Genomic DNA, 25,005 nt, shown 5'->3' on the forward strand with positions numbered 1-25,005 from the left:
CCAAAAAAGTCGAACCTCAGTTCGACTTTTTTTATTGGTTATTTTGCCACCACTCATCAATTTGTGAAACTAATTGACGGGTTGCTCGCCCGCGGTGACTAATTGAATTTTTTTGATCATCGCTCATTTCACCCATCGTCATCTTCATTTCAGGAACATAGAATAACGGGTCGTAGCCAAAGCCACTCGTCCCACGCGGTGCATCCAAGATTTCACCATGAATATCGCCGTTTACAACTAGCTTTGCTCCACTGGGCTTAATAAGAACTAGGCAGGTTCTAAAGATGGCTGAACGGTCCTGTTTGCCAACCAAATTAGCCAATAGCTTACGGTTATTAGCCTCATCATCGTGATCACCCGCATACCGTGCAGAGTAAACGCCCGGCTGGTTGTTAAGCACCGCCACTTGAAGCCCAGAATCATCAGCTAAAACGGGTTTGCCAGTAATATTAGCAACCGTTTGCGCCTTAATCGTAGCGTTTTGTTCAAATGTGGTTCCGTTTTCATCAATTTCACCAATCGCTGGAAAGTCAGCCAGGGTTTTAATTTCAAACCCGTGCGGAGCAAGCATTTCCTTAAATTCACGTGCCTTATTCGGGTTGTTAGTTGCGATAATTAAGTCCGTCATATTATTTATTCTCCAATTCTGTTACATCAACGTGCGTCGCAGTAATCTTTCTTTGTAGCCAGTCCTCAGCAATCTGGATGAACTTATCAGCGTTCCCGGTCGTAAAAAACTGGTAGGTAGCATGGTGCTCCGCAGGTGCAATTAGGTTCGTTTGCTTCAGGGTGGTAACTACCTGCTCACAAACTGCCGCTCCCGGATCGACTAATTGGATATGGTCGCCAACCGCCCGTTGAATTAGCGAGCGCATAATCGGGTAGTGGGTACAGCCTAAAATCAACGTATCAATTCCATGTCCAAATACCGGTTGGACGTCAGCACTAACCACTTCTTGATCGGAGCGACTGTGATACTTTCCATCCTCCACCATCGGAATAAACCGCGGGCATCCCAAACTAAAGACGGCTGCATCACGATCTAAACGCTTCAGTTCCCGGTCGTACGCGTGACTATTAACGGTCCCATTAGTTGCAATTACGCCAATCCGGTTGTTTTTAGTGGTTTGAATCGCTAATTGGCTTCCGGGATCAATTACGCCAATCACTGGAATCGGCAACTCCCGTTCTAATAATGGGAGGGCCTGTGCAGTCGCCGTATTACAGGCTACCACCAATAGCTTAATTTGCTTTTGGATTAAAAAGTGTGCAATTTGAGTTGCAAATGTTTGAATTTGTGCTTGGCTTTTTTCGCCGTATGGTAATCTGGCTTCGTCACCGAAATAAACAATTGACTCGTTCGGCAGCTTGGTAATAACCTCTTTGGCAACCGTTAAGCCACCAACTCCAGAATCCATGAATCCAATCGGTTGTGAATTCATTGTTGATCCCTCTTTCGAATATTCTGAAACTATATTATCTAACATTTTCCACCAACCTTCAAGATATAAGATAGTTTAAAAGGTTCGCAAAAATCGTTTTAGTGAGTGTATAATGGATTTTGACAAACGAAAAAGAATTGAGGTTGAGAACGGATATGACTAAAGAATTATATCAAAAATTCATTACCAATCCGAAAATAAAAAATAACTGGCCAGCAGCCTTCCTTCGTGAAGACGTTATTACCGACCTATTGGGTGCTGATATTCACAGCATTCTTTACTGGGCTGGAAAACGGATGGCTCGTAAATACGCAACTGCCAACCAATCCGAATTAACAATTTTCTTTGAACAAAGCGGACTGGGGAACATTACGATTAATAAAGAAACCGAATCAACCGTTGAAATTACAGTTGACGGACCCATTGTTGATGCACGATTCGAAGCTAATCCAGATGCTGATTTCATGTTCGAAGCCGGGTTGCTTGCTCAATCGATCGAACAACAACGTGGACTAGTGACCGAAGCTGAATTAGATAAAAAAAAGCTCAAGAAGGGACAAGTCCTAGTATCCGTTCATATTGATCCTAAGAACCCCACAGATGAATTTGAAACCGTTAAGCCGTTCTCAGTCATCTCAGATCAAATCACTGAGGAAGAAGAAGCTCCAGAGCAACCAGCTTCTGGAGAAGCTGAAGCTGAAACGGAAGCTCCAGTAGAAAAGAAAGCGAAGCGGAATCAAAAAGCTAAAAAATCGAAAAATTCAAAATAAAAAAATCATGGCCGCGGCCATGATTTTTTTATTTTGAGTTAACATTTAATTAGTCAACGTATTGATCAAGAATCTTAGCAAGTTGTTCTTTACTGTGGTAACCCACAATACTATCAACAACCTTACCATCCTTCTTAACCAATAGGGTTGGAATACTCATAATTCCAAATTTTTGGGGTGTTTCTTGATTTTGGTCAACATCCATCTTGTTAAATGTCACCTTGTCGCCCATTTCTTCTGAAAGTTGGTCAACAACTGGTGATTGCATCCGGCATGGACCACACCATGTTGCCCAGAAGTCAGTCAAAGTAACACCTTTAGCAGTATCATTTTCAAATGTCTTATCAGTAGTTTCAGTAACCATTTAAATACCTCCTATAATGACCTAGTTTTAATTAGTTTACCATGCTTCAACAGAAATGCAATCAAAAAGCTTTGTACACTATTTAAATTTAACAACCGTTGAACCATCACCACCAGCATTAGCTGGAGAGTAGCCGAATGACTTAATCCGACGGTTATTTTTGAGGTAGTTAGTAACCCCCTTCCGTAACGCACCGGTCCCCTTCCCATGGATAATGGTAACCGAAGGGTAGCCAGCTAACAATGCAGCATCGATGTATCGATCAACTTCATGCATGGCTTCATCATATCGGTGCCCCCTAAGGTCAAGGGTTGAAGACATCCCAGAAGAGTTGGTTCGCCGTACTGAATTGTACTGCCGCTTTGGTTCTTTTTTCGGCTGGTTCATCTTTTCGAGGTCGCTTTCGTCAATCTTCATTTTCAGAATTCCCATTTGAACTTCCCAACTATGGTTACCCTTTTTATCGACCAACACTCCTGGTTGTCCGTAAGACTTCACCATTACGTCGTCACCCTTATGAAAGTCATGCTTTGCTTTTTCACGCTTCAAAACCCGGTTGTTAGTAAGGTTTAAATCATTGTGCAGCGCATTCAACTGCCCCTTTGCATCCATTAATTCGTTTTCCTTAACCGCCTGTTCAGAAAGATGCTTTTGCTTTTCATGGAGATCAGCAATGATTTTATCAGCCTGGCGTTTAGCCTTAGCAACAATTTCATTTGCGCGTTCCTTTGCGGATTGATTAAGGCGTTCGCGCTGCTTTTGATACTGGTTAAACTTACTACTTAATTCAGAATGTAAGTCGGTTGCCGCATCCAGTTGTTCCTTCAAATAATCAGCATCTTCACGGGCCCGCTTCGTTTGGTCTGCTAACTGCTTAATCATGTTATTGATTTCTTGACTACTGGTGTCGGTAAATGAACGGGCCTCTTGAATCACACTGGGTTCTAAGCCCAGGCGTTCCGCAATGTTTAACCCGTTACTTTGCCCAGGCACCCCAATCAATAGGTGGTAAGTGGGTTTTAAGGTGTTAATGTCAAACTCCATGGAAGCATTAATTGTCTGAGGACGATTGTAGGCATAGGCCTTCAGTTCAGGGTAGTGGGTCGTAGCAATCACCTCGCTATTAACCGCCCCAATTTTATCTAGAATGGCAATTGCTAAGGCGGCCCCTTCCTTCGGATCGGTCCCGGCCCCGACTTCATCAAGTAAGACCAAGCTGTTCTTAGTAATGTGTTTTAAAATTTTAATGATGTTATCCATATGGGATGAAAAGGTACTCAGGTTGTTTTCAATCGATTGCGCATCCCCAATGTCCGCAAAAACATCGTCAAAAACAGCGACCTGGCTTCCTTCCATTACTGGAATGAATAACCCAGATTGAGCCATCAACTGAAGAAGCCCCACCGTTTTGATCGTAATCGTTTTCCCACCAGTATTAGGTCCGGTAACCACAATCGCCCGGTATTGATCGCCCAGCGTAATCGTATTGCCGACCACCTTTTTTGGATCGATCAACGGATGGCGAGCCTGCTTTAAATGCACCACGTTGGCAGCGGATAGCTTGGGCAGGGTCCCCTTAATTTGCTTAGCGTAGCGCGCCTTGGCATTAATTAGATCTAAATGGCCAATGATGCGGGCATTAGCAATGATTTCATCCTGGTACGGTGCCACCATTGCGGATAGCTCGGCTAAAATTTTAACTTCTTCGTGCCGGGCAGCGAGTTGGTCGCGGCGCAGCTGGTTATTTAAGTCCACTACGGCTGCCGGTTCAATGTAGAGAGTCTGTCCAGAGGCACTCTGGTCGTGAACGATTCCCCCGAACTTGTTCTTAGCTTCAGCCTTAACTGGAATTACATAGCGTTCATCACGAATTGTAATGATGGCCTCACTAAGGAACTTAGCCTGATTACCACGGAGATACTTGCCCATCCGATTTCTAATTGTCGTTTCGGTACGCCCAATTCGTTTTCTTAATCCGTATAATTCTTCAGAAGCCGTGTCTAATAGCCGCCCATCTGGGTTTAACGCACTTTGGAGTCGTTGGGTAATTTCTGGCACCAATGCAAAGGTTTGTATTAAATCGTAGAGCCGGTGCAGTTCCACCTTATTTGCCTGTAAGTTATCAAAAAAGGTGATCAACTGGTTAACGGTGGTCAAAACCTGCATAATTTGGGCCAGTTCAGTCCCGTTCAAACTAGCGTTAATCGTCAATCGCTTCATATATGGACGAATATCACTTAACGTTACTAGTGGCATCGCCTTTTGGAGCCGTAAAATATGGGCACCATCATCCGTTTCTAACAGTGCCACTTGAATTAATTTACGATCGTTGCTGGGGTTCAACTTTCTTAGTTCACTGCGACCAGTACTAGTTGATAAAAATCCATAAATTGCTTCCTTAATTTTATTATACTCAAGGGTATGAAGTACCTTTGAATTCATAATCTAATCCCCCTTAATTAGAATTTAACCATTGGTTAACTGCGTCGTGGGTAATAAGCGGTGTTTGGTTCACAATTATTTGCGCTAGCCCCGAATTAACATACTGGGTTGTAAACCACGAATCATTCGCAACCATCATGATGTTCAATGCCACTAAAATAATTCCATAGCACATTAAAAAACCAGCTACCGCTCCTAATAAACTGTTGAGCTGTTTCAAAATTGGTAGTTGAACCATCGTTTTTAAAATCCGGCCTACCCTGATTACCACTAGGTAACAAACTAAAAACGTCCCAAAAAAGGCAACCCCATTAATTAGCGACCGGTCAGCAGTGCTAAAGAGATTCAATAACCATTGCCGAGGGTAAGCGGCAAACCGCCAGGCCACCCAAAAGGAAACCAAATAGCCCCCAATGGTCACCAAACTGGCAATTAAGCCCCTACGGTAGCCAATTAGCGCACTTAAAAATAGAAATATTAATATTATAATCGTTAACATGGTCAGCTACTCGTCTTTTTGATTGGCTTCAATTTGATCCAACTGGCCCTGGAGTTTCAGTTGATCAGAAATGGCGTTAAACGCCAATAACACCATTGCATCTTCATAACTAATGCTTGCTGATAGTTGGTTTAACTGACTTAATTGCTTATTCATTAAGTCGGTAACCGCATGCATGTGTTCCATTGAACTTTTCCCAACGAACGTGTACGTTCGGTTACCGATTTTAGCCTTAAAGCGCTTTTTAGTTTCACTCATTAACAAATTCCCTCCAAATATTCCATCTATTATTTTAGCACGAAATATTAGCGCAGTTAGTATTTCACAAAAAAACTTCCAACGGACAGCTGGAAGTCAGTGGTGCTATTCATCAGAATCGTTATCTAAGAATGTGTTTAGAACGGATTCTACAATGTCCCATTCCTTTTCAGATTCAATCGGCATTAAGCTGCCACCCTGGGGATCACTAGGATCCTCACCCTTAGGAAGGGCGTAGGCTTCGATATCCACTTCATCGTCGTCTTCCTTACCAGCGGGGTACACCAAAATGTATGATTTTCCCATATCTTCAGATTCGAAGGTAAATAAAATTGTGTATAATTCTTCGTTGCCTTGGTCATCAACCAAGGTAATTTGTTGTTTGCCATCTTCACTAGTCGTTTCAGTCATTATAATTGCTCCTTTTATTGTTGGGTTAATTTACCCTTCCGGTCTAAGTAGCCCTGCAAAATCAACTCTGCAGCGACTTTATCGATTACTTGTTTACGTTTTTTTCTGGAAGTGTCAGCTTCTTCAACTAACATTCGCTCGGCTTCTACGGTCGTTAGTCGTTCATCTTGAAAGTCAAATGGAATGCCAAAGTGTTGATTAGCCATCCAGGCGTACTTGCGGCAAGCTTCCACCCGGGGGCCTGAAGTATTATTCATGTTCTTGGGCAGGCCGACCACAAACCCAGTCACTTCATATTGGTCAACTAGTTGTTTGAGGCGGTCCCAACCAAATTCCTTTTGTTCTTCATCAATCGGTATAATTTCGACGCCTTGAGCCGTCCACCCGAGGGGATCACTTACTGCAATCCCCACGGTTTTAGTCCCAACGTCTAAGCCCATTAACCTCATTATTTTGCGTCCTCATCCTTCTTATTTTTATCAAGGTAGAATCGTACTAGTTCCTCAATAATTTCGTCGCGTTCATGGCGTCGAATCAAATTACGAGCATCGTTAAAACGGGGGATATAAGCCGGATCCCCAGAAATTAAGTATCCTACGATTTGATTATAAGGATTATACCCCTTTTCTTCCAGGGTTTTATAAACAATTAAAAGTGTATCATGTACATCCTTCGGTGCTTTATTAAAATCGAAGTACATCGTTTTATCTAAAGAAGCCATTTACAACACCTCACTATTATTCCGATTAGTTTCATTCTACTAAAAAAACATCAGAATCTCAAATTGGTCCAGATTATTAATAAATCCGTTCATTTATCGTCAGTTGTCTTATTATATCATAATCTAAAAAAAGCCCTAACGGTTGAATTATTTTCACCCGTTAGGACAATTTGCTTTAACTATTTTTGAGATTTAACAAAATCAACAGCCGCACTCATTGCATCGTTCAAACCAGCGGGATTCGTTCCACCAGCTTGAGCCATGTTAGGGCGACCACCACCACCACCGTTAATATTTCCAGCAATGGCCTTGATCAAATCACCAGCCTTAAAGCCGGCCTTAACCTTTTCATCACTGACAGCAGCAATTAAGTTGGCCTTATCCTTACTGTTAGTTCCCAGCACTAACACGTCAGAAAGCCCCTTGGTCCGCCAAGTATCTGCTAATTGACGGAGTTGGTTCATTCCAGAATCCTTAATAATTCCGGTAATGATCTTGACCCCATTAGCATCCTGAACGTTTTCAAACACGTCGTTAGCTTGTTGACCAGCAATCTTAGCTTCTAATGATTCTTGCTTTTGTTGAAGGGCTTTTACTTCTGATTGCATTTGCGTTACCTTATTTGGCACGTCCTTAATTTGCTTCGTCTTGAGTTCATCAGCAACCTGCTTCAATAGTGCTTCCCGGTCGTTTAAGAATTCGAAGGCTTCCTTAGAAGTAACGGCTTCAATTCTCCGCACTCCAGCCCCAACTCCTGATTCAGAAACAATCTTGAAGAGGCCGATTTCACTGGTGTTCTTAACGTGGTCACCACCACAAAATTCAACTGAGAAGTCCCCAGCGCTAACCACTCTGACCTTCTTACCGTACTTAGAACTAAATACGGCTACCGCACCCATTTCCTTACCAGTCTTTGGATCGGTTTCAATCGTTGTCACTGGTAGGGCTGCAAAGATTTGGTCGTTCACTAATTGTTCCACCTTCTTAAGGTCGTCGTCAGTTACGGAGCCGAAGTGGTTAAAGTCAAACCGTAAATAAGTGGGTTCCACTAGTGAACCAGCTTGTTGGGTGTGGCCACCCAAAATGTTCCGAAGCGATTGATCCAACAAGTGGGTTGCGGTATGGTTCTTTTCAACCTTACTGTGGAAACTACGGTCCACTACTAATTTGTATAATTCGCCCTTCTTCATTGGCTCCACTAGTTCAACGGTATGAAGGTTTTGGTTATTAGGGGCATGTTGTACGTCAATTACTTTAGCCACTAAGTTACCAGCTTGGTCTTCAATAACCCCTTGGTCAGCAACTTGGCCCCCCATTTCAGCGTAGAATGGTGTTTGATCAAAGATCAATTCTGCCTTGCCAGCCTTAACAGAGTCCACTAGCTTTTCATCAAAGACGATGTCTTCTAGTTTTGCCTTATCCACCGTTAATTGGGTGTATCCAACGTACTTACTTGGGGTCTTGATATCAACCAAGAGATCCCGTTGAATGGCCATTGCATTGCCATCGTCTCTGGCGTTTCTAGCCCGGTCCTTTTGCTTTTGCATTTCATTTTTGAAACCTTCTGCATCAACGCTCATCCCAGCATCAGTCAGGTATTCTTGCGTTAATTCGAATGGAAAACCATAGGTATCGTAGAGCTTAAATGCATCGGCCCCACTCATTTGTTTTTCGTTGGATGCCCGAACCTTATCCATCAAGTCGTTCAAGAGGTCCAATCCATCTGAAAGGGTGTCGTTAAAACGGTTTTCTTCTGATTTAACCACCTTTTCAATGTAGTCTGCATTCTTCAATACGTCTGGGTAGTGGGACTTCATGATCTCACCCACCACTGGTACCAACTTGTAGAGGAAGTTTTCTTGAATTCCTAGGTCCCGACCAGCAACGATGGCCCGCCGAATCAAACGTCTGATCACGTAACCACGACCAACGTTGGATGGAATGGCCCCATCGTTAATTGCAAACGTAATGGCCCGGGCATGATCGGCAATGATCTTGAATGAAACATCATCGGCTTCTACTTTGCCATACTTCCGACCATCACTTAGTTCTTGGGTCTTATGGATAATTGGTAGGAAGAGATCGGTTTCAAAGTTAGTTGGGGCGTCTTGGAAAATTGAAACGACCCGTTCGAGTCCCATCCCCGTATCAATGTTCTTTCTTGGAAGTGGTTCGTAGGTATCATCTGGTTTATGGTTGAACTGGGAGAACACGATGTTCCAGACTTCGAGGTAACGTTCGTTTTCCCCACCAGGATAGTTTTCTGGATCGTCGGGTGCTAAGTCGTTAAACTTTTCGCCACGGTCGTAGAAGATTTCTGAATCTGGACCTGAAGGCCCCTGACCAACATCCCAGAAGTTATCTTCCATGTCGATTAGGTGGCTTGGATCCACCCCGGCTTCAATCCAGAAGTTGCGCGCGTCTTCGTCTTCAGGATAAATGGTCATGTATAACTTATCCTTATCCCAGCCGAAGTACTTCTCTGAAGTTAACAGTTCAAAGGCCCAGTGAATGGCTTCCTTTTTAAAGTAATCCCCAACGGAGAAGTTCCCTAGCATTTCAAATAACGTTTGGTGCCGAGCAGTCTTCCCAACGTTTTCAATATCGTTCGTCCGAATACTCTTTTGGGAGCTAGTCATTCTACGGTTCTTAGGAACCACACGGCCTTCAAAGTACTTCTTCATGGTTGCAACCCCGGAATTAATCCAAAGCAATGATAGATCGTCCACTGGAATCAACGATGCACTTGGCATGATCGTGTGACCACGTTCTGCAAAGAAATCCAAATACATTTGGCGAATTTCACTACTACTTAATTTTTTCATCTCAATAAATCCCTCCAAAAGCACAAAAACACCGTTGCTAGTAAAGACGCTTTTAACGCGGTACCACTTTACTTGCAACGATGTTTTCGTTTACCTCTTTAATTCTCAATAACGCTGAGCAGCGTAACTTTAATCTGGATAGCACGAGCGATAAACTTGTGGGCTTTGCACTGACCAACCCATCTCTGCTTGCCATTTAGCACTCGTATGTTCCAAGTTGTTAATTTTAATTTTTAATCATTCTCATTATACAATATTTTTATTCTTGAGCCAATCTTTATGCCTAAAAATCACCGGTAACGTTGGGAACTTTGCTTCTTTTGCTTCCGTTGTTGACGGGCTTCATTTCGTTGCTCGATTTTCCGGTTCATTTCATCATTGCGTTTGATGGCGTTCTTGATCCGCCGTTTATAACCAGGCTTGACTTTCCGCTTATTCTTTTTAACCATTCCAATCATAGTTGGTTCTAGCTTTTTAGCCTTATTGCGGTGGGTCTTCCGCCGGTTTCGGTCATATGAATCAACAACTTCATGATTCTTGATGGCCTTTGGTAAAAACTTGATGCCCATTTTTTCTAATTCGGCCACCCGGTCTTCTTCCCCCGGCTGGTAGAGTGTGATCGCCGTTCCGGACATTCCATTGCGCCCGGTCCGGCCAACCCGATGGATAAAGTAATCGAGGTCCTCTGGAATATCATCGTTAATCACGTCAGATACTCCGTCAATATCAATTCCCCGGGCAGCTAAATCCGTCGCCACCACGAACTGGAATTCAAGTCGTTGAACCTGCTTCATGATTCGCTTCCGTTCCCGCGGTTTCATTCCCCCTTGAATCATTCCAACTTTGAGCCCCTGACCGAGTAGGTAGTCATGAATTTCCTTTACCCGGGACCGAGTATTAGCAAAAATTAACACCAGGTAGGGTTCTCCAATCGTTAGGAGTTGGTAAATCAAATCATTTTTGTCCTGCCCCTTGGTAGAAATCAAAAGGTTCTTGACCGTTGGGCTAATTACTGATTCAACCGGGATTTCTTCTGAAACTGGCTGGTTCATGTACTTCTTCAAAAATGGTTCTAATTTTTGGGGAATCGTAGCTGAAAAGACCATCATTTGCAGATCTTCACCAAAGCTAGCGGCAATCTTATCCACTTCGCCTAAGAAACCAAGGTCAAGCGTCATATCAGCTTCGTCGACAACTAACCGGTTCGCAGTGTGGAGGTCCAGCGCCTGGGTTTGAACGAGGTCTAAGATTCGTCCTGGCGTCCCAATTACAATTTGGGGTTGTTCATTGGCCAACTTTTCAATTTGGCGTTGCTTGTCGGTCCCCCCCACGTAGTTAGCGATGTGAATGATCTGGTCACTATGACTGGCTAGCTGTTTGGCATTCTCGTAAATTTGGTAGGCTAGTTCCCGACTGGGAGTAGTAATAACTGCCTGAACCGCTTGGTTAGCGGGATCAATTTGATCAAAAATGGGTAGCAAGAACGCATGGGTCTTTCCACTCCCGGTGGCGGATTGGCCAATCACGTCTTTTCCCTTCCGAATAACTGGAATTAACTTTGCTTGAACCGGAGTGGGTTCAACAAATTTAAGTTCCGCCAAGGCGTCATTAATGAATGGCTTTAAGTTAAACTGTTTAAAAGTGGTCCTCATTAGGCGATTACTCCTTTATAATTCTTTGCAGCATCACTAATCGCTGCAACTACCTGCTTGATTTCAGCATCATCCTTAGCAACCGCACCACTAGCTAGTGGATGGCCACCACCACCGAATTGCTTTGCAATTTCGTTGATTACGGGCCCCTTTGAACGAAGCCGGACCCGATAACTTTCGTCCTTTTGTTGAACGAAGATAGCCCAGTCCTTGATTTCCTTAAGTTTGCCAGGCAATGGAACCACCGCTGAGGTACTTTCATCCCCTAGGTCGAGGTCCTTCAAAATTTGGTTCGTCAATACGATATATCCTGCCCCGGTTTCTAAAATTTGTAGGTTTTGGTAAACGTAGGCCGATAGCCGTGCTAATGGTAGGTCGATTTCATCTTCAATTTGATTAACGTCACTAGTCGAGAAGTCCAACTGCGCCAAACCAGCAGCAACCGCAAATGTGTGTGCGGAAGTAGATGGGTACTTGAAGCGCCCTGTATCGCCAACGATTCCGGCGTACAGTAGGCGTCCGGCTTCAGCATTGATTTTAAGATCATCACTATTGGCGTATAGGTCATAAATTAATTCACTAGTACTAGAAGCTTCTGGTTTTACCCACATTAGATCCCCAAATTGATCGTCATTAGGATGGTGGTCAATTTTGATCATCTTCTTACCGGTGGTATAACGGGCATCATCCACCCGGGGTTGATTAGCGGTATCCAATACCATTACCAATGCGTCTTTGTAAACGTCGTCGGCAATTTCATCAACCGTCCCAAGCCAGTTAAAGCCGGCGTATTGCTTTCCAACGCAATAAACGTGCTTTGCCGGGAATGATTCCTTAATGATGTTCGCAAGGCCCATTTGCGAACCAATGGCGTCTGGATCAGGGTGTTGGTGTCGGTGGATAATAATTGTATCAAATTGTTTAATTGTTTTAACGATTTCTTCTTGAATATTCATGATGCCATCCTTTTTTTGTTTGGTGTCTAAATTATAACATTAAAAAAAGCCTGAGTAACTTCAGGCTTTCTAAAGGTCGATTTAAATTTTTATTTAGTTGCTTCTTCATCAGCTGGCTTAGCATCTGCTGAATCAGATGTAGCTGATTTAGCATCGTCATTATCTTCACTCGTGCTTGCAGCTGCAGTAGTAGCGGCCTTAACACTAGCAATGGCGTTTAAATCAAATTCAAGGTAAATCCCGTCACAGTCTAAGGTCACGGTATTATTTGACTTATCGATAGTATCAACGACCCCGTGAAGCCGACCGATTGTAACCACGTGGTCGCCCTTTGAAAGGTTGTTAATGGTTTTTTGATGTTCTTGTTGACGCTTCTTTTGTGGTCTAATCATGGTGAAGTACATCACAACGATAATTAGCACAACGAAAATTAATGTTTGGTATTGCATAATTATTACACCCCTTATTTATATACTACTTTAACAAAAACTAATCAATTAGTCTACTGATTTTAAATTAAAATGCTCATACGCCTTATTAGTAACGGTTCTCCCGCGGGCCGTTCGCTTTAAAAAGCCGATTTGCAACAGGTAGGGTTCATACATTGATTCAATCGTTTCAGATTCCTCCCCAATGTTGGCCGCAATCGTGTTTAAGCCAACCGGGCCCCCGTTATAAATTTCAATCATGGTAGTTAATAACTTTTTATCGGTTTCATCAAGGCCCATGTCATCGACCTTGAGCAACTCTAATGCATGCGCCACAATCGGTAGTTCAATTGCGGACCGACCAGAAACCTGGGCGAAGTCCCGCACCCGTTTTAAAATGCGGTTGGCAATTCGGGGCGTCCCCCGCGACCGACGGGCAATTTCATGGGCTGCCTGCTCCTGAATCGTGGTGTGAAAAATATCAGCCGTCCGCTTTACAATTTCCTGTAAATCAGCCACTTGATAGTAGTTCATGTGCTCTACGATTCCAAAACGATCACGCAGTGGGGCGGCTAAGTTTCCGGCCCGCGTAGTTGCCCCAATCAGCGTAAACGGTGGGAGTGGGAAATGCACCGGATGGGCGGTTGGTCCCTGTCCGACAACAATATCGATATAAAAATCTTCCATTGCTGAATATAGCATTTCTTCAACCACCTTTGGTAAGCGGTGAATTTCATCAATGAACAAAACGTCGCCCGGACGGAGCTCATTTAACAGCGCCACCAGGTCACCAGGCTTTTCAATCGCAGGCCCACTGGTGGTTTTAATGTTAACCCCCATTTCCCTAGCGATAATCATTGCCAGGGTCGTTTTCCCTAATCCAGGGGGGCCGTACAGTAAGACGTGGTCTAGCGATTCTGCGCGTTGCCGCGCGGCTTGAATGTAAATCGAAAGCTCATGTTTAAGTTGGTCTTGCCCAATGTATTGGCTTAGCTTCTGCGGCCGTAGTGATTTTTCAACCACCGTTTCATCGTTATCCTCAGCTGAGCCAGAAACAATTCGATGATCGTCAGCCATCCCAATTCCTCCCTTCTTCTAATACTGAGTGAGTAGCTTCAATCCCTCACTTAAATATTGATTGGTATCCATTGGAGCATCAATCGCAAGTAACTGCTTCTCCACTTTTTTAACGTCACGGGCTGAATACCCCAATGCGTTCAATGCATCTAATGCATCCCTTAGTTCCTTCGCAGCGTCTCCGTCATCGGCAACACTAGGTTCTGGAACCAATAGTTCACCTTCAAATAGGTCGTCAATTTTCCCCTTCAAATCTAAGACAATTTGTTTGGCCGTCTTCTTCCCTACGCCCGGAAACTTAGTCAAAAAGGTAATGTTTTCTTCATTAATAGCCTTAAGTAACCCCTGGTTCTGGTTTCCCGCCATAATTGCATTTGCACTCTTTGGCCCAATTCCGGAAACATTGATTAACTTTTCAAATAATGCCTTATCCTTTAAGGCATGAAATGCGTATAGTGATTGAAATGAATCGGCAATCACCTGATGGATATAAACCCGGATTTTTTGGTTGGCATCCACCTGGTAGCTATACGGATCAGCTGTAAACAGAAGGTAGCCAATCCCGTTAACCTCCAATACGATGTAACTGGGGGTAACTGCAGTTACGTAACCCTCAAAATATTCATACATTTTATTTACCTTCCTTAATCCCGCTTGGTTTGACTCTGATGCGGATCTTGAATTCGCTTAAACATTTTCTGTAAATCATAGTTGGTAAAGTGCACCAATACGGGGCGGCCGTGTGGACAGTTAAACGGATCCTCAACTTGCTTTAAATGGGCCAACAGTTCGACGGCCTGCTTACGATCTAAATGGTGGTTGGCTTTAATCGCCCGTTTGCAACTCATCATAATGGCGGTCTTCGCCCGGAATTGAGCGACCGTAATTTTGCCATCCTTTAAGACCCGGTCGACGATTTCTCGAATCGTCGATTCTTCCTGCCCAGCGGCAAACCAGGTCGGGTGCTTGCGAATGATAAAACTATTTTTACCGAAGGGTTCTAAAAAGATCCCAATCCCTTGCAAGAGGGGTAATCGTTCGGTCAGCACCAGTGATTCTGCGGTTGAATATTCCAACACAATTGGCACTAGTAAATCCTGTTGGTCCTTTGCCACCTCGCCAATCGATTCCCGAAACCGTTCGTAGTTAATTCGCTCCTGGGCAGCGTGCTGGTCAACGATATACATTCCATCGTCAGCCTCAGCAAGTAGGTAGCTGCCATGTAACTGCCCAATGTAAGTTAAATCTGGGAAGGTAGGCTGCGCCTGCGTTGGTTGGGCAACCGATTCAGCCGGTTCAATTGCCGTTTCTTCCGGCGCACTAATCGAATCAAATGGCGGAACCACCGCTTCAGTTTGGTAATAATCAACAAACTGGGTTACGGCCGGACCATTTAAATCCCCCTTAGTTTTCACCACCACTACCTTAGGTGGCGTCGGTTGGGCAACGGGCTGGCTCGTCCTAACTGCTTGCGTTGGATTCGCAGCAAGCGGTTGCTTATCCGTAGTCCCGGACTGCTGCACATTCGCATGGTAGTGGGTTGAGTTTTGGTTCAGTTCAAAGGCTAGTTGGTCACTTTGGTACTTGGGCTTGACGGCGTGTTCGCGGTCCAAGACGTTGGGAATTAGATTTTGCTTCCGGAACTGGTTAGCAACCGTGGTTGTAATTAAATTACAAAGCTCCGCTTCCTTGCTAATCCGGACCGTTTGTTTGGTTGGATGAACGTTCACATCCACTAACGTTGGATCAACTTGAATGTTGAGCACCGCAATTGGATAGCGCCCCACCATTAATTTAGAGCCATAACCAGCTACTAAGGCCTTCACAATTTCGTAGTTCTTAACAAACCGCCCGTTTAAAATTACGACCACGTAATTCCGATTTGCCCGGGTTAATTCGGGCAAACTGAAGTAACCATCAATTTTAAAATCCAAATCGTGGTGTGCAAAGTGAACCATTTTACGGGCCTTAGGGGCTCCGTAGATGCCACCAATTACCTGCAGTTGATTATTGCGGCCGGCGGTTCGAATCAGTTCCCGGTCGTTATGAACCACCGAAAAGGAAATCTCAGGATGGCCCAATGCAATCCGGTTAACCATCTCCGTAATCTTAGCTAGCTCGGTTGCGGGGGTCTTCATGTACTTTAACCGTGCTGGGGTGTTAAAAAAGAGGTTGGTAACGGTCACCGTTGTCCCCCGCCGGAGTTCAGCCGGTTGACTACCAACTACCTTCCCGCCATGAACATGGTACTCAGCACCCTGGGTGCCATTGGAACTCTTGACCACGACGTCTGACACCGAAGCAATACTGGGCAGCGCTTCACCGCGAAACCCCAACGAATGAACGTTAAAGAGGTCCCGGCGGTCCTTGATTTTACTAGTTGCATGGCGTGTAAACGCCAGTGGCAGATCCGCCGGAGCAATCCCATTCCCGTCATCGATCACTTGAATTTTAGTGAATCCAGCATCAGTAATGTTAATATCCACCTGGTTGCTTTCAGCATCAATCGCATTTTCAACTAATTCTTTTACCACCGATGCAGGTCGTTCCACCACTTCTCCAGCCGCAATTTGGTTGGAGAGAATTGGTGATAGCTTATGAATTGCTCCCATGACGAACCTTCCCTTCTTAAATTACTTATTTAAATCCTGTTTCCATTGATAAACCCGATTCATGATGTCCATTGGGGTCATCCCCATTAAATCCAGTTTGGTTAGATCTTTGAGGACCCGTTGTTCGCCAGTAGATTGCTTTGGGTGCGGGTGCGATTCAACGGGTTCCGCAAAGAGTGCCAACTGTTGATCAGGTTCAGCACTAACTTCAGCACTGGCTGGCTCAGCATTTAGCGTTGCTGGTTGTTCGGTAATCCCAGCTGCGGGTTTCGCATCTGCTTCCAGGTGCTTTAAAATCACATCAGCCCGCTTTAATAGTGGGGTTGGCAGTCCCGCAATTTTAGCAACGTGAATCCCATATGACTTATCAGCCGCCCCTGGTTCCACCTTATGCAAAAAGACTAGCTCCCCATTTTGTTCGCTAGCACCCACGTGAACGTTTTTGAGGTGACTCAATTCGTGGTCTAACGCGGTTAGTTCGTGGTAATGAGTTGAGAATAACGTCTTTGCGTGAATGTGATTATGAACGTATTCGATGATGGATTGGGCTAGCGCCATTCCATCATAGGTGGCCGTTCCCCGCCCCAGTTCATCAAATAGAATCAAGCTATTCGGAGTAGCTCCTTGAAGCGCCTGGTTAGATTCCTTCATTTCCACCATGAAGGTGCTTTCGCCACTGATTAAGTCATCGGCCGCCCCAATTCTGGTAAAAATTTGATCAAAAATTGGCATCTGCGCCGACTTAGCGGGCACAAAGCATCCCATTTGGGCCATTACAACGGTCAACGCTAATTGTCGCATGTAGGTACTTTTTCCAGACATGTTCGGACCGGTGATCAAAAGAACGTTGGTCTTAGGATCCATTTTTACATCATTGGGCACGTACGACTGCCGGCCCAGTACCTTTTCAACCACTGGATGGCGGCCATCGATAATCTCTAAATCATGGTTATCGTTTAACTGGGGCCGAACCAGCCGGTATTCCTCACTGACGCTCGCAAAGCTTTGTAACACATCTAAAGTCGCAATCGCATCCGCTAACTTTTGAAGGCGCTGAATTGATTTTTTAACCTGTTCACGCACTTCGGTAAATAAATCATATTCTAACCGCTTGGACTTCTCCTGGGCTTCCAAGATGAGCGCTTCTTTTTCCTTTAGTTCAGGGGTGGAAAAGCGTTCCGCATTGGTCAACGTTTGTTTACGTTCGTAACGCTCGCGCGGTAGTTTACTTAAGTTGACCTTGGTAACTTCAATGTAATAACCAAAGACATGGTTATAGCCAATCTTTAGGTTATTAATGCCAGTCGCCTTGCGTTCACGAGCCTCTAATTCGGCTAACCACTGCTTTCCGTTCTGCATTGCATCGCGGTATTGATCTAATTGATCACTGTAACCAGCCTTAATCACCCCACCGTCAGTAACTGAGATTGGGGGATCGGAAATGATGGCCGCATCAATTAGCTGGGCAACGTCATCCACTGGTTCCAACTTTTTATAGAGTGGCCCTAAGACCTTCGGGTTTAAGGATTCCAGGCTATTTTTAATTTGAGGGATTTGTTCCAACGATGTTTTTAGTTGAATTAAATCCCGGCCGTTAACGTTTCCGAACGCAACCCTGCCGGCCAGGCGTTCTAAATCATAGACCTTTACCAATGCTTCTTGCAGCTGGCTTCGTTCAAAATAGTTATCTAATAGTTCTTGGACCGCATTTTGGCGCTTTTCAATCGCAGCTGCTTTAATTAACGGACGTGCGAGCCACCGCTTTAACTTCCGCCCCCCCATTGCTGTTTTAGTGTTATCTAACAACCATAAAAGCGTTCCAGACTTCTTTTTGGTCCGGATGTTTTGGGAGAGTTCCAGGTTATACTGTGAATTATGATCCAACTTTAAAAAGTAGGATGGTTCGTAGGCCACTGCCCGTTGCAAATGTGCTAGGTCCCGTTTTTGCGTTTCGGTAATGTAAGTTAATAAAATTGCAACACTATGCTTTTGGATTTCAGTTGGCAAATCTTGGGTCAGGTAACTAGTTTCAGCCATCTGCTTAGTTTGGTCCTGGTGGGAAACTAGAATCCCCAGCTTTTCAAACGTTTGAATTAAATCAGCGCCCGCCATTTCATCGACGACGATTTCCTTAGTCTGTAGGCTCAAGACCTCGTTCACAATCGCATCTTGATCCCGGAGTTGGCTACTTTTTAATTCTCCGGTAGATAGTTCGGCGTATGCAAACCCGTATTGATTGTTCTTAGCATCATACGAGAGGGCCGTTAAGTAGTTATTATTCTTGGCGTTGGCGACTCCCGATTCAGTTCTGGTTCCGGGCGTAATTAATTGAGTCACTGCCCGCTTCACCATGCCCTTGGCAAGCTTAGGGTCCTCCAATTGCTCACAAATGGCGACCTTATAACCCCGGTCAACTAGAATATCAACGTAGTTCTGAATTGCCCGGTGGGGAACTCCACACATTGGAATCGGATCCTTAGAGTTCCGGTTCCGACTAGTTAACGTCAATTCAAGGATTTGGGAGCCCTTTACCGCATCTTCATTGAATAATTCATAAAAATCACCAAGGCGATACATCAAGAAAGCATCCGGATACTTATCCTTAACCGCTTGATATTGTTGCATCATTGGCGTTAATTTAGTTACGTTTCCCATTCAAAAGTTCCTTTCATTATGTGATTCTTAATTTACATACGGATGGTCAGGGTTAATTAAAATTGGGCGAATTTTAGTGGCTAATCCGGTTCGATCGCTAATGTCAATTACACAACCCGAAAGAATCCCCGCTCCAGTTTCTGCCACCTTAAAGTGAACTGGCCGTTGGGTAATAAACCGTTTTAAGATTAAATCGGTCTGCATCCCCAGGACGCTATCGTACGGGCCAGTCATTCCAGCATCGGTCATGAACGCCGTTCCACCGGGTAAAATCCGGTAATCACTGGTTTGAACGTGGGTATGGGTCCCAACTAACGCTGAAATCCGGCCATCCAGGTACCTGGCAATTGCCATTTTTTCACTTGTGGTCTCTGCATGAAAATCAACAAATGAGTAGTCAACTTCAGATTGAAGCGTCTTCAATAAACCATCAATCGTATCAAATGGGTTGTTCAAGTTATCCATTAAAACTAACCCCTGCAGATTAATGATTGCCATCTGTTTACCGTTTACATTAATCACCGTATACCCCCGACCTGGAACATCCGGTCCAGGATAATTGGCGGGACGAACTAACTTATTCGTGTCATCAATAAAGTCCAAAATTTCAGCATTATTCCAAGCATGGTTTCCAAGGGTAATCACATCGGCCCCCGCATTCATAATTTGCTTATAAACCTTCTGGCTAATCCCTCGACCGACAGAAGTGGCATTTTCGCCGTTAACAACGGTTACCTGTGGTTTCAAATCCCGTTTTAACTGGGGGAGGTATTCTTGTAACATGGCAACACCAATATTACCAACGGTGTCCCCAATAAATAGTAATCTCATCTAATTCGGGTCCTCGATTCTTTTTCTGAAAGCAGTTTATTTAATTTTACCACGGAAGAAAGAAAATAAAAAAGACCACCACTGGGTCTTTTTTACTTCGCATATTCAACTGATCGAACTTCACGAATGATTGTAACTTTAATGTGACCTGGATATTCCATGTCAGATTCAATCTTACGTTTAATATTGCGAGCTAACACCACCGCTTGGGTATCTGAAACTCGTTCAGGATTAACAATCACCCGAATTTCACGTCCTGCTTGAATGGCGTAGCTCTGTTTAACTTCTTTAAAACTATTACTAATTTTTTCTAAACTATCTAGCCGGTGAACAAAGCTTTCTAGCGACTTACTCTTTGCTCCTGGTCTAGAAATTGAAATCTTCTCGGCAACGGCAACTAACTCTGAGATCACGTAACGTGGTTGAGTAGCAGTTGCCCCATCATTGGCCAAGATTGAATCAATAACCACTGGGCTTTCGTGATACTTCTTAGCAAGGTCGGCACCGATTTTAATGTGCGAACCATCTGCTTCGTGATCAACAGCAAGTCCAATTTCGTGTAATAATCCTGCGCGTTTTGCTAACGTAACATCCTCACCCAATTCAGCAGCTAACACTCCAGTGAGTTTAGCTACCTCAATTGACCGACTTAAAGCATTTTGTCCAAAGTACATTTTATACTTTAATTTACCAATTAACTTAATTAATTCATGATTCATTGAATGAATTCCCAAGTCAAAGATCACATTTTCACCAATTTCTTGGATGTGTTGATCTAGTTCACGACGACTCTTTTCCACCATCTCTTCAATTCGAGCGGGGTGAATTCGTCCGTCCTTAATCAACTTTTCTAAGGCAATTTTGGCAACTTCCCGCCGAATGGGGTCAAAACCACTTAGAATAACGGCTTCTGGAGTATCATCAATCACTAAATCAATTCCAGTTAACGTCTCAAAAGTCCTAATATTCCGACCTTCACGACCGATAATCCGTCCCTTCATGTCATCATTTGGTAAGTTAACAACTGATACGGTCGTTTCAGAAACCGTATCAGCAGCACTTTGTTGAATTGCTTGAACGATTAAATTCTTAGCATTTTCATTGGCATCACGATGCGCCTGATCATAACTAGATTTAATCATCTTAGCTCGCTCGTCAGCTAATTGATCATTAGTCTCCTTAATAATTAAGTCGCGTGCTTCATCTTGTGACAGAGATGAAACCCGTTCGACCTCAAGTTGACGTTTCTCAACGAGTGATTCTGCTTCTTTTTGTCGTTTGGCAATTTGTTTTTCATCTGCACTTAGCTTAGCCTCTTTCTTACTAAACCAATTGTCACGCTTTTCTAATGAAGATTCCTTTCGGTCTAGTGAATCCTCACGTTGTAATAATCGATCCTCTTGCTTTTGAATTTCAGAACGGCGGTCCTTCAATTCTTTTTCAATCTTGGATCGATAATCATTACTCTCTTCACGTGCTTCCAGGATTGATTCCTTTTTATTGGTCTCAGCCTGACGCTTTGCTTCAGATAAAATGTCATCGACATTTTGGTGGGCAGCATTAAGCCGCTTTTCAGTTGCACTTTGGTGAACTGCTTTTCCAACAAAAAAACCAACGATAATAGCGATGATTGCGACGAGGATTAAATAAATAAATGGCACTATAACACCTCCGCATCATCAAACAATGATTAATTAATCAGTATTTTAGATGTTATTAAATTACTATCACACTTATCCATTTTAAATTTTACAGTGCTCAGTGTCAACTAACTTATAACCGTTTCAAAATAAAAAGCAAATCAAGTCGCCTCAATTTGCTCCATATTTACTTATCAGTTTTTGATTTGGAATCACTAGTGGATGCTGAAGGAGCATCGTTACCATCATCAGCTGCAGAATCTGCAGTTGCTTCTTCACTAGCGCCCCCCATATTGTAGGCAGAACGGACCTTATTGTAAATTTCGGCCTTCACATCTGGATGTTCAACTAGGTATTGCTTAGCATTTTCACGCCCCTGACCAATTCGATCGGCACCGTATGAGTACCAAGAACCAGCCTTATTGATGATATCCTTATCAGCAGCCATATCAATTAATTCACCATCTTGGGAAACTCCCTTCCCGTACATGATGTCAACTTCACAACGCTTGAACGGAGGAGCAACCTTATTTTTAGCAACCTTAATCTTAGCACGACTTCCGATAATATCAGTTCCATCCTTGATCTGTTCGCCACGACGAATCTCAAGTCGGATCGTAGAGTAAAACTTAAGAGCTCGGCCACCAGGAGTGGTTTCTGGATTTCCAAACATTACCCCCACTTTTTCACGAATCTGATTAATGAATAGGGCAATGGTCTTAGTCTTATTAATGGTTCCGGAAAGCTTTCTAAGGGCCTGTGACATTAACCGGGCTTGAAGCCCAACGTGGGTATCACCCATTTCACCTTCAATTTCAGCCCGCGGAACCAATGCAGCTACAGAGTCAATAACTACAATGTCAATCGCACCACTAGAAACTAGCGCATCCGCAATTTGGAGCCCCTGTTCACCAGTATCTGGCTGTGATAGTAATAGGTCATCGATATTAACCCCTAAATTAGTCGCATATTCAGGGTCCAATGCATTTTCAGCATCAATATAAGCAGCAGTCCCACCTTGCTTTTGAACTTCTGCAACGGCTTGTAAGGCAATCGTAGTTTTCCCTGAACTTTCTGGTCCATAGATTTCAACAATTCTTCCCCGTGGGTAGCCACCCACCCCAAGAGCATTGTCTAAAACTAATGACCCAGAAGGAACGGTAGAGATCCGCGTGTCACCACGGTCGCCCATTCTCATAATGGAGCCCTTTCCGAACTCTTTAACAATTCGCTTTAGCGCACCGTCAAGTGCCGCTTTTCGTTCGTCAGCCATTCATTTTCCTCCTTGTCGTTTCCAAAAAATCATCTTTCTATACTATACTAATCAATTATCAAAAATGCAAACAAAAGTTCGTTTTTTATTCTACTAAGCAATCAGCAATCATTTCAAATCCCTTTGCTACCGCCTGTCTTCTGACTGCATCTCGATCACCTTGAAAGTGATAAACCCTGGCAATTGAGTGGTGGCCCACAAATGATAATCCAATCCATACAGTGCCAGCCGGATGGCCCTCTAGTGGATCAGGACCAGCAACCCCAGTGAACGAAACGGCAACCTTGGTGTTTAAAACCTGACTAGCGCCACTTGCCATTTCCAATGCAGTTTGTTCAGACACAACCCCAAACTGAGCAATTGTATCATCAGAAACCCCCACTAATTGGTGTTTAACTTCGTCTGCATAGGTAACAAATCCGCCGGGGAAAATTGCAGAAACCCCAGCAACATCACCAAGGGTGCTTTGAAACATTCCAGCAGTTAAACTTTCGGCCGCCGTAATTGATAATCGTGCTTTAATCATTTTTTTAACTATTTGGGTTTGGAATTCATTCGCCATTTTTATCACCTTCAATATTTAAATACGTAAACAATGCGTTTTTAAATCGAATCTTTAAAAACAGAGCCACTTTTAATAAAGTACTCGGCTCCAGAGTAAACCGTAAAGAACAAACAGATGTATAGTAAAATTTCGCCAATTGGAACGTTAATTAAACTAAAAATAAAGTTATTCATGAATAAAAAGATGATTGAGAACATCTGAGAAGCCGTCTTAATTTTACCGGGCCACGCTGCTGCAATCACTTTCCCATCATTTTCCACTACGATTAACCGCAGTCCAGTGACGGCTAGCTCCCGACAAACAATGATTGCAGCTACCCATGCCGGAACCTTTCCATATGAAACAAGAATAATGAAGGCGGTCATCACGAGCATCTTATCAGCTAGCGGATCGGCAAACTTACCAAAGTTCGTAACTAGGTGCCCCCGTCGAGCAATCTGCCCATCCAAGAAATCGGTAATGGAAGCGGCCGCAAATATAATTGCCCCAAGCATACTATTGATAGGGACCTGACTGCCCAGAATGCTAACGGTTCCCCAGCTAATCGGAAGCACTAGAATTAAAATGAAAACTGGAATTAAAAAGATTCGTAACACTGTTAATTTATTAGGTAAATTCATCTAAAAACCTCCAAATAAAAAGCCGGGCAAAAACACCCCGCTTTTCATCATCTTATTTACTAAAGTTAAATGTAATGTTTTGAACTTGTGAATTACTAGTTAACTTAACTGCTTTGCCATTAATGTACAACTTAGTAGCAGTTGCATTCCCTAAGTTAAGGGTTGCAGAAGTAGTGTTACTTGGTAACTTAACGGTGTGGTTAGTATTAGCATCTTGAGAAGCTTGATAAACATTGCTACTGTTAGCATTAATGCTTACCCATGCCTTAGCAGATGTTGAAATTTTAATTGAACTAGCCGCCGTCTTGGTAGTTACCTTGTAAGTGCCACCATCAGTAGACGTACTTTCAGAGGCAATCTTAGTCGTATTCGTAGTGGTTTTCTTGGTCTTCTTCTTAGATTCCTTCTTGGCACTACTACTGGAATCACTACTAGAACTGGAAGAACCAGATACTGAAATCGAACTACTACTACTGATGTTGGTTTGCTGAGAATTCTTTGAACTCTTGGCAGCTGCAAACCAAATCACTAGAACGACCAACACTGCAGCAACAGAAATAATCGTTACTGGAATGTAGCGTCTGATCGTCATGTTTCGGTCGTCAACTTTGCGTTGGGCAGTCCGTGATGCAATTTTATCTTCACTTACCTTATCCACATATTCTGGATTTTGAGTTTCTGGTAATGATGCATCAAATTGCTTAAGTAATTCAGTTCCGTCTAACCCAACCGCATCGGCGTATTGCTTGACGAATGCACGGACGTAAAATTCACCTGGTAGTTCATCAAACTTATCATCATCGATTGCAATTAAGTAACGTTTTTGAATTTTAGTATTATTTTGAAGATCATCAATTGTTAATCCCTTTTCCACACGGGCATCGTGTAAGGTCTTTCCAATTGATGCTGTATTCTTTTTATCTTCGCTCATCAAAATTACCTCAATTATTTTAAAATTTTTACA

The 25,005-nt window shown here is 43.5% G+C and carries 24 protein-coding genes; 1 reads left to right on the forward strand and 23 read right to left on the reverse strand.

The genetic code is table 11. The features are described 5' to 3' along the window. Positions 1-31: 31 nt before the first annotated feature. On the reverse strand, positions 32-628 hold the full coding sequence (locus HZL42_RS05400) for an XTP/dITP diphosphatase (protein ID WP_219054633.1): 597 nt from the start codon (positions 626-628) through the stop codon (positions 32-34). 1 nt (position 629) lies between these two features. After that, positions 630-1,442: a glutamate racemase gene (murI, locus tag HZL42_RS05405; protein WP_219054634.1), complete on the reverse strand. Its 813-nt coding sequence runs from the start codon at positions 1,440-1,442 to the stop codon at positions 630-632. Positions 1,443-1,597: 155 nt separating this feature from the next. On the opposite strand from murI, the gene HZL42_RS05410 reads away from it, so the two are divergent. Next, positions 1,598-2,212 (forward strand): DUF2507 domain-containing protein, encoded by a 615-nt coding sequence (locus tag HZL42_RS05410; RefSeq protein ID WP_219054635.1) that lies wholly within the window; start codon positions 1,598-1,600, stop codon positions 2,210-2,212. Positions 2,213-2,261: 49 nt separating this feature from the next. Here the strand turns inward: HZL42_RS05410 and trxA are convergent, their stop codons facing one another. The 21 genes from trxA to HZL42_RS05515 form a co-directional block, all read right to left on the reverse strand. Further along, positions 2,262-2,576 (reverse strand): thioredoxin, encoded by a 315-nt coding sequence (trxA, locus tag HZL42_RS05415; protein ID WP_219054636.1) that lies wholly within the window; start codon positions 2,574-2,576, stop codon positions 2,262-2,264. A 78-nt stretch (positions 2,577-2,654) separates the two neighbouring features. Then, positions 2,655-5,018, reverse strand: a complete 2,364-nt coding sequence (locus HZL42_RS05420) for an endonuclease MutS2 (RefSeq protein ID WP_219054637.1) — start codon at positions 5,016-5,018, stop codon at positions 2,655-2,657. Between the two features lie 13 nt (positions 5,019-5,031). Beyond that, positions 5,032-5,517: a CvpA family protein gene (locus HZL42_RS05425; RefSeq protein WP_219054638.1), complete on the reverse strand. Its 486-nt coding sequence runs from the start codon at positions 5,515-5,517 to the stop codon at positions 5,032-5,034. A 6-nt stretch (positions 5,518-5,523) separates the two neighbouring features. Next, positions 5,524-5,775 carry a cell division protein ZapA gene (locus tag HZL42_RS05430; RefSeq protein WP_219054639.1) on the reverse strand — a complete coding sequence of 84 codons (252 nt, stop codon included), beginning with the start codon at positions 5,773-5,775 and terminating at the stop codon, positions 5,524-5,526. 105 nt (positions 5,776-5,880) lie between these two features. Beyond that, a complete protein-coding gene (locus HZL42_RS05435) occupies positions 5,881-6,186 on the reverse strand; it encodes a DUF1292 domain-containing protein (protein WP_219054640.1) in 306 nt (101 codons plus the stop codon). A gap of 14 nt (positions 6,187-6,200) precedes the next feature. Continuing rightward, a complete protein-coding gene (gene ruvX / locus HZL42_RS05440; protein WP_219054641.1) occupies positions 6,201-6,635 on the reverse strand; it encodes a Holliday junction resolvase RuvX in 435 nt (144 codons plus the stop codon). Beyond that, on the reverse strand, positions 6,635-6,907 hold the full coding sequence (locus tag HZL42_RS05445; RefSeq protein WP_219054642.1) for an IreB family regulatory phosphoprotein: 273 nt from the start codon (positions 6,905-6,907) through the stop codon (positions 6,635-6,637). The genes ruvX and HZL42_RS05445 overlap by 1 nt, the downstream gene beginning before the upstream one ends. 179 nt (positions 6,908-7,086) lie before the next feature. Next, entirely contained in the window at positions 7,087-9,732 is a 2,646-nt protein-coding gene (gene alaS, locus HZL42_RS05450) for an alanine--tRNA ligase (RefSeq protein ID WP_219054643.1), read from the reverse strand. A gap of 290 nt (positions 9,733-10,022) precedes the next feature. Then, entirely contained in the window at positions 10,023-11,384 is a 1,362-nt protein-coding gene (locus HZL42_RS05455; protein WP_219054644.1) for a DEAD/DEAH box helicase, read from the reverse strand. Further along, positions 11,384-12,340 carry a bifunctional oligoribonuclease/PAP phosphatase NrnA gene (locus HZL42_RS05460; protein WP_219054645.1) on the reverse strand — a complete coding sequence of 319 codons (957 nt, stop codon included), beginning with the start codon at positions 12,338-12,340 and terminating at the stop codon, positions 11,384-11,386. The genes HZL42_RS05455 and HZL42_RS05460 overlap by 1 nt, the downstream gene beginning before the upstream one ends. An 89-nt stretch (positions 12,341-12,429) precedes the next feature. After that, positions 12,430-12,789, reverse strand: a complete 360-nt coding sequence (yajC, locus tag HZL42_RS05465; protein ID WP_219054646.1) for a preprotein translocase subunit YajC — start codon at positions 12,787-12,789, stop codon at positions 12,430-12,432. A 48-nt stretch (positions 12,790-12,837) separates the two neighbouring features. Beyond that, the gene (gene ruvB / locus HZL42_RS05470) at positions 12,838-13,845 is read right to left on the reverse strand and encodes a Holliday junction branch migration DNA helicase RuvB (RefSeq protein ID WP_219054647.1); all 1,008 of its coding nucleotides are present in this window, start codon (positions 13,843-13,845) and stop codon (positions 12,838-12,840) included. Positions 13,846-13,863: 18 nt separating this feature from the next. Further along, the gene (gene ruvA, locus HZL42_RS05475; RefSeq protein WP_219054648.1) at positions 13,864-14,475 is read right to left on the reverse strand and encodes a Holliday junction branch migration protein RuvA; all 612 of its coding nucleotides are present in this window, start codon (positions 14,473-14,475) and stop codon (positions 13,864-13,866) included. Between the two features lie 14 nt (positions 14,476-14,489). After that, positions 14,490-16,457 (reverse strand): DNA mismatch repair endonuclease MutL, encoded by a 1,968-nt coding sequence (gene mutL, locus HZL42_RS05480; protein ID WP_219054649.1) that lies wholly within the window; start codon positions 16,455-16,457, stop codon positions 14,490-14,492. 21 nt (positions 16,458-16,478) lie between these two features. Further along, complete coding sequence (gene mutS, locus HZL42_RS05485; protein WP_219054650.1) at positions 16,479-19,112, reverse strand: DNA mismatch repair protein MutS; 2,634 nt, start codon at positions 19,110-19,112, stop codon at positions 16,479-16,481. Between the two features lie 27 nt (positions 19,113-19,139). Then, positions 19,140-19,943: a TIGR00282 family metallophosphoesterase gene (locus HZL42_RS05490; RefSeq protein WP_219054651.1), complete on the reverse strand. Its 804-nt coding sequence runs from the start codon at positions 19,941-19,943 to the stop codon at positions 19,140-19,142. 92 nt (positions 19,944-20,035) lie between these two features. Further along, positions 20,036-21,595 (reverse strand): ribonuclease Y, encoded by a 1,560-nt coding sequence (gene rny / locus HZL42_RS05495; protein WP_219282866.1) that lies wholly within the window; start codon positions 21,593-21,595, stop codon positions 20,036-20,038. Positions 21,596-21,770: 175 nt separating this feature from the next. Then, entirely contained in the window at positions 21,771-22,856 is a 1,086-nt protein-coding gene (recA, locus tag HZL42_RS05500) for a recombinase RecA (RefSeq protein WP_219054652.1), read from the reverse strand. Positions 22,857-22,941: 85 nt separating this feature from the next. Then, a complete protein-coding gene (locus tag HZL42_RS05505; protein ID WP_219054653.1) occupies positions 22,942-23,418 on the reverse strand; it encodes a nicotinamide-nucleotide amidohydrolase family protein in 477 nt (158 codons plus the stop codon). Between the two features lie 41 nt (positions 23,419-23,459). Next, the gene (pgsA, locus tag HZL42_RS05510) at positions 23,460-24,041 is read right to left on the reverse strand and encodes a CDP-diacylglycerol--glycerol-3-phosphate 3-phosphatidyltransferase (RefSeq protein WP_219054654.1); all 582 of its coding nucleotides are present in this window, start codon (positions 24,039-24,041) and stop codon (positions 23,460-23,462) included. 52 nt (positions 24,042-24,093) lie between these two features. Further along, on the reverse strand, positions 24,094-24,972 hold the full coding sequence (locus HZL42_RS05515) for a RodZ domain-containing protein (RefSeq protein ID WP_219054655.1): 879 nt from the start codon (positions 24,970-24,972) through the stop codon (positions 24,094-24,096). Between the last annotated feature and the right edge of the window lie 33 nt (positions 24,973-25,005).

The organism is Lactobacillus sp. Sy-1, from assembly GCF_019303535.1.
Lineage (GTDB): Bacteria > Bacillota > Bacilli > Lactobacillales > Lactobacillaceae > Nicoliella.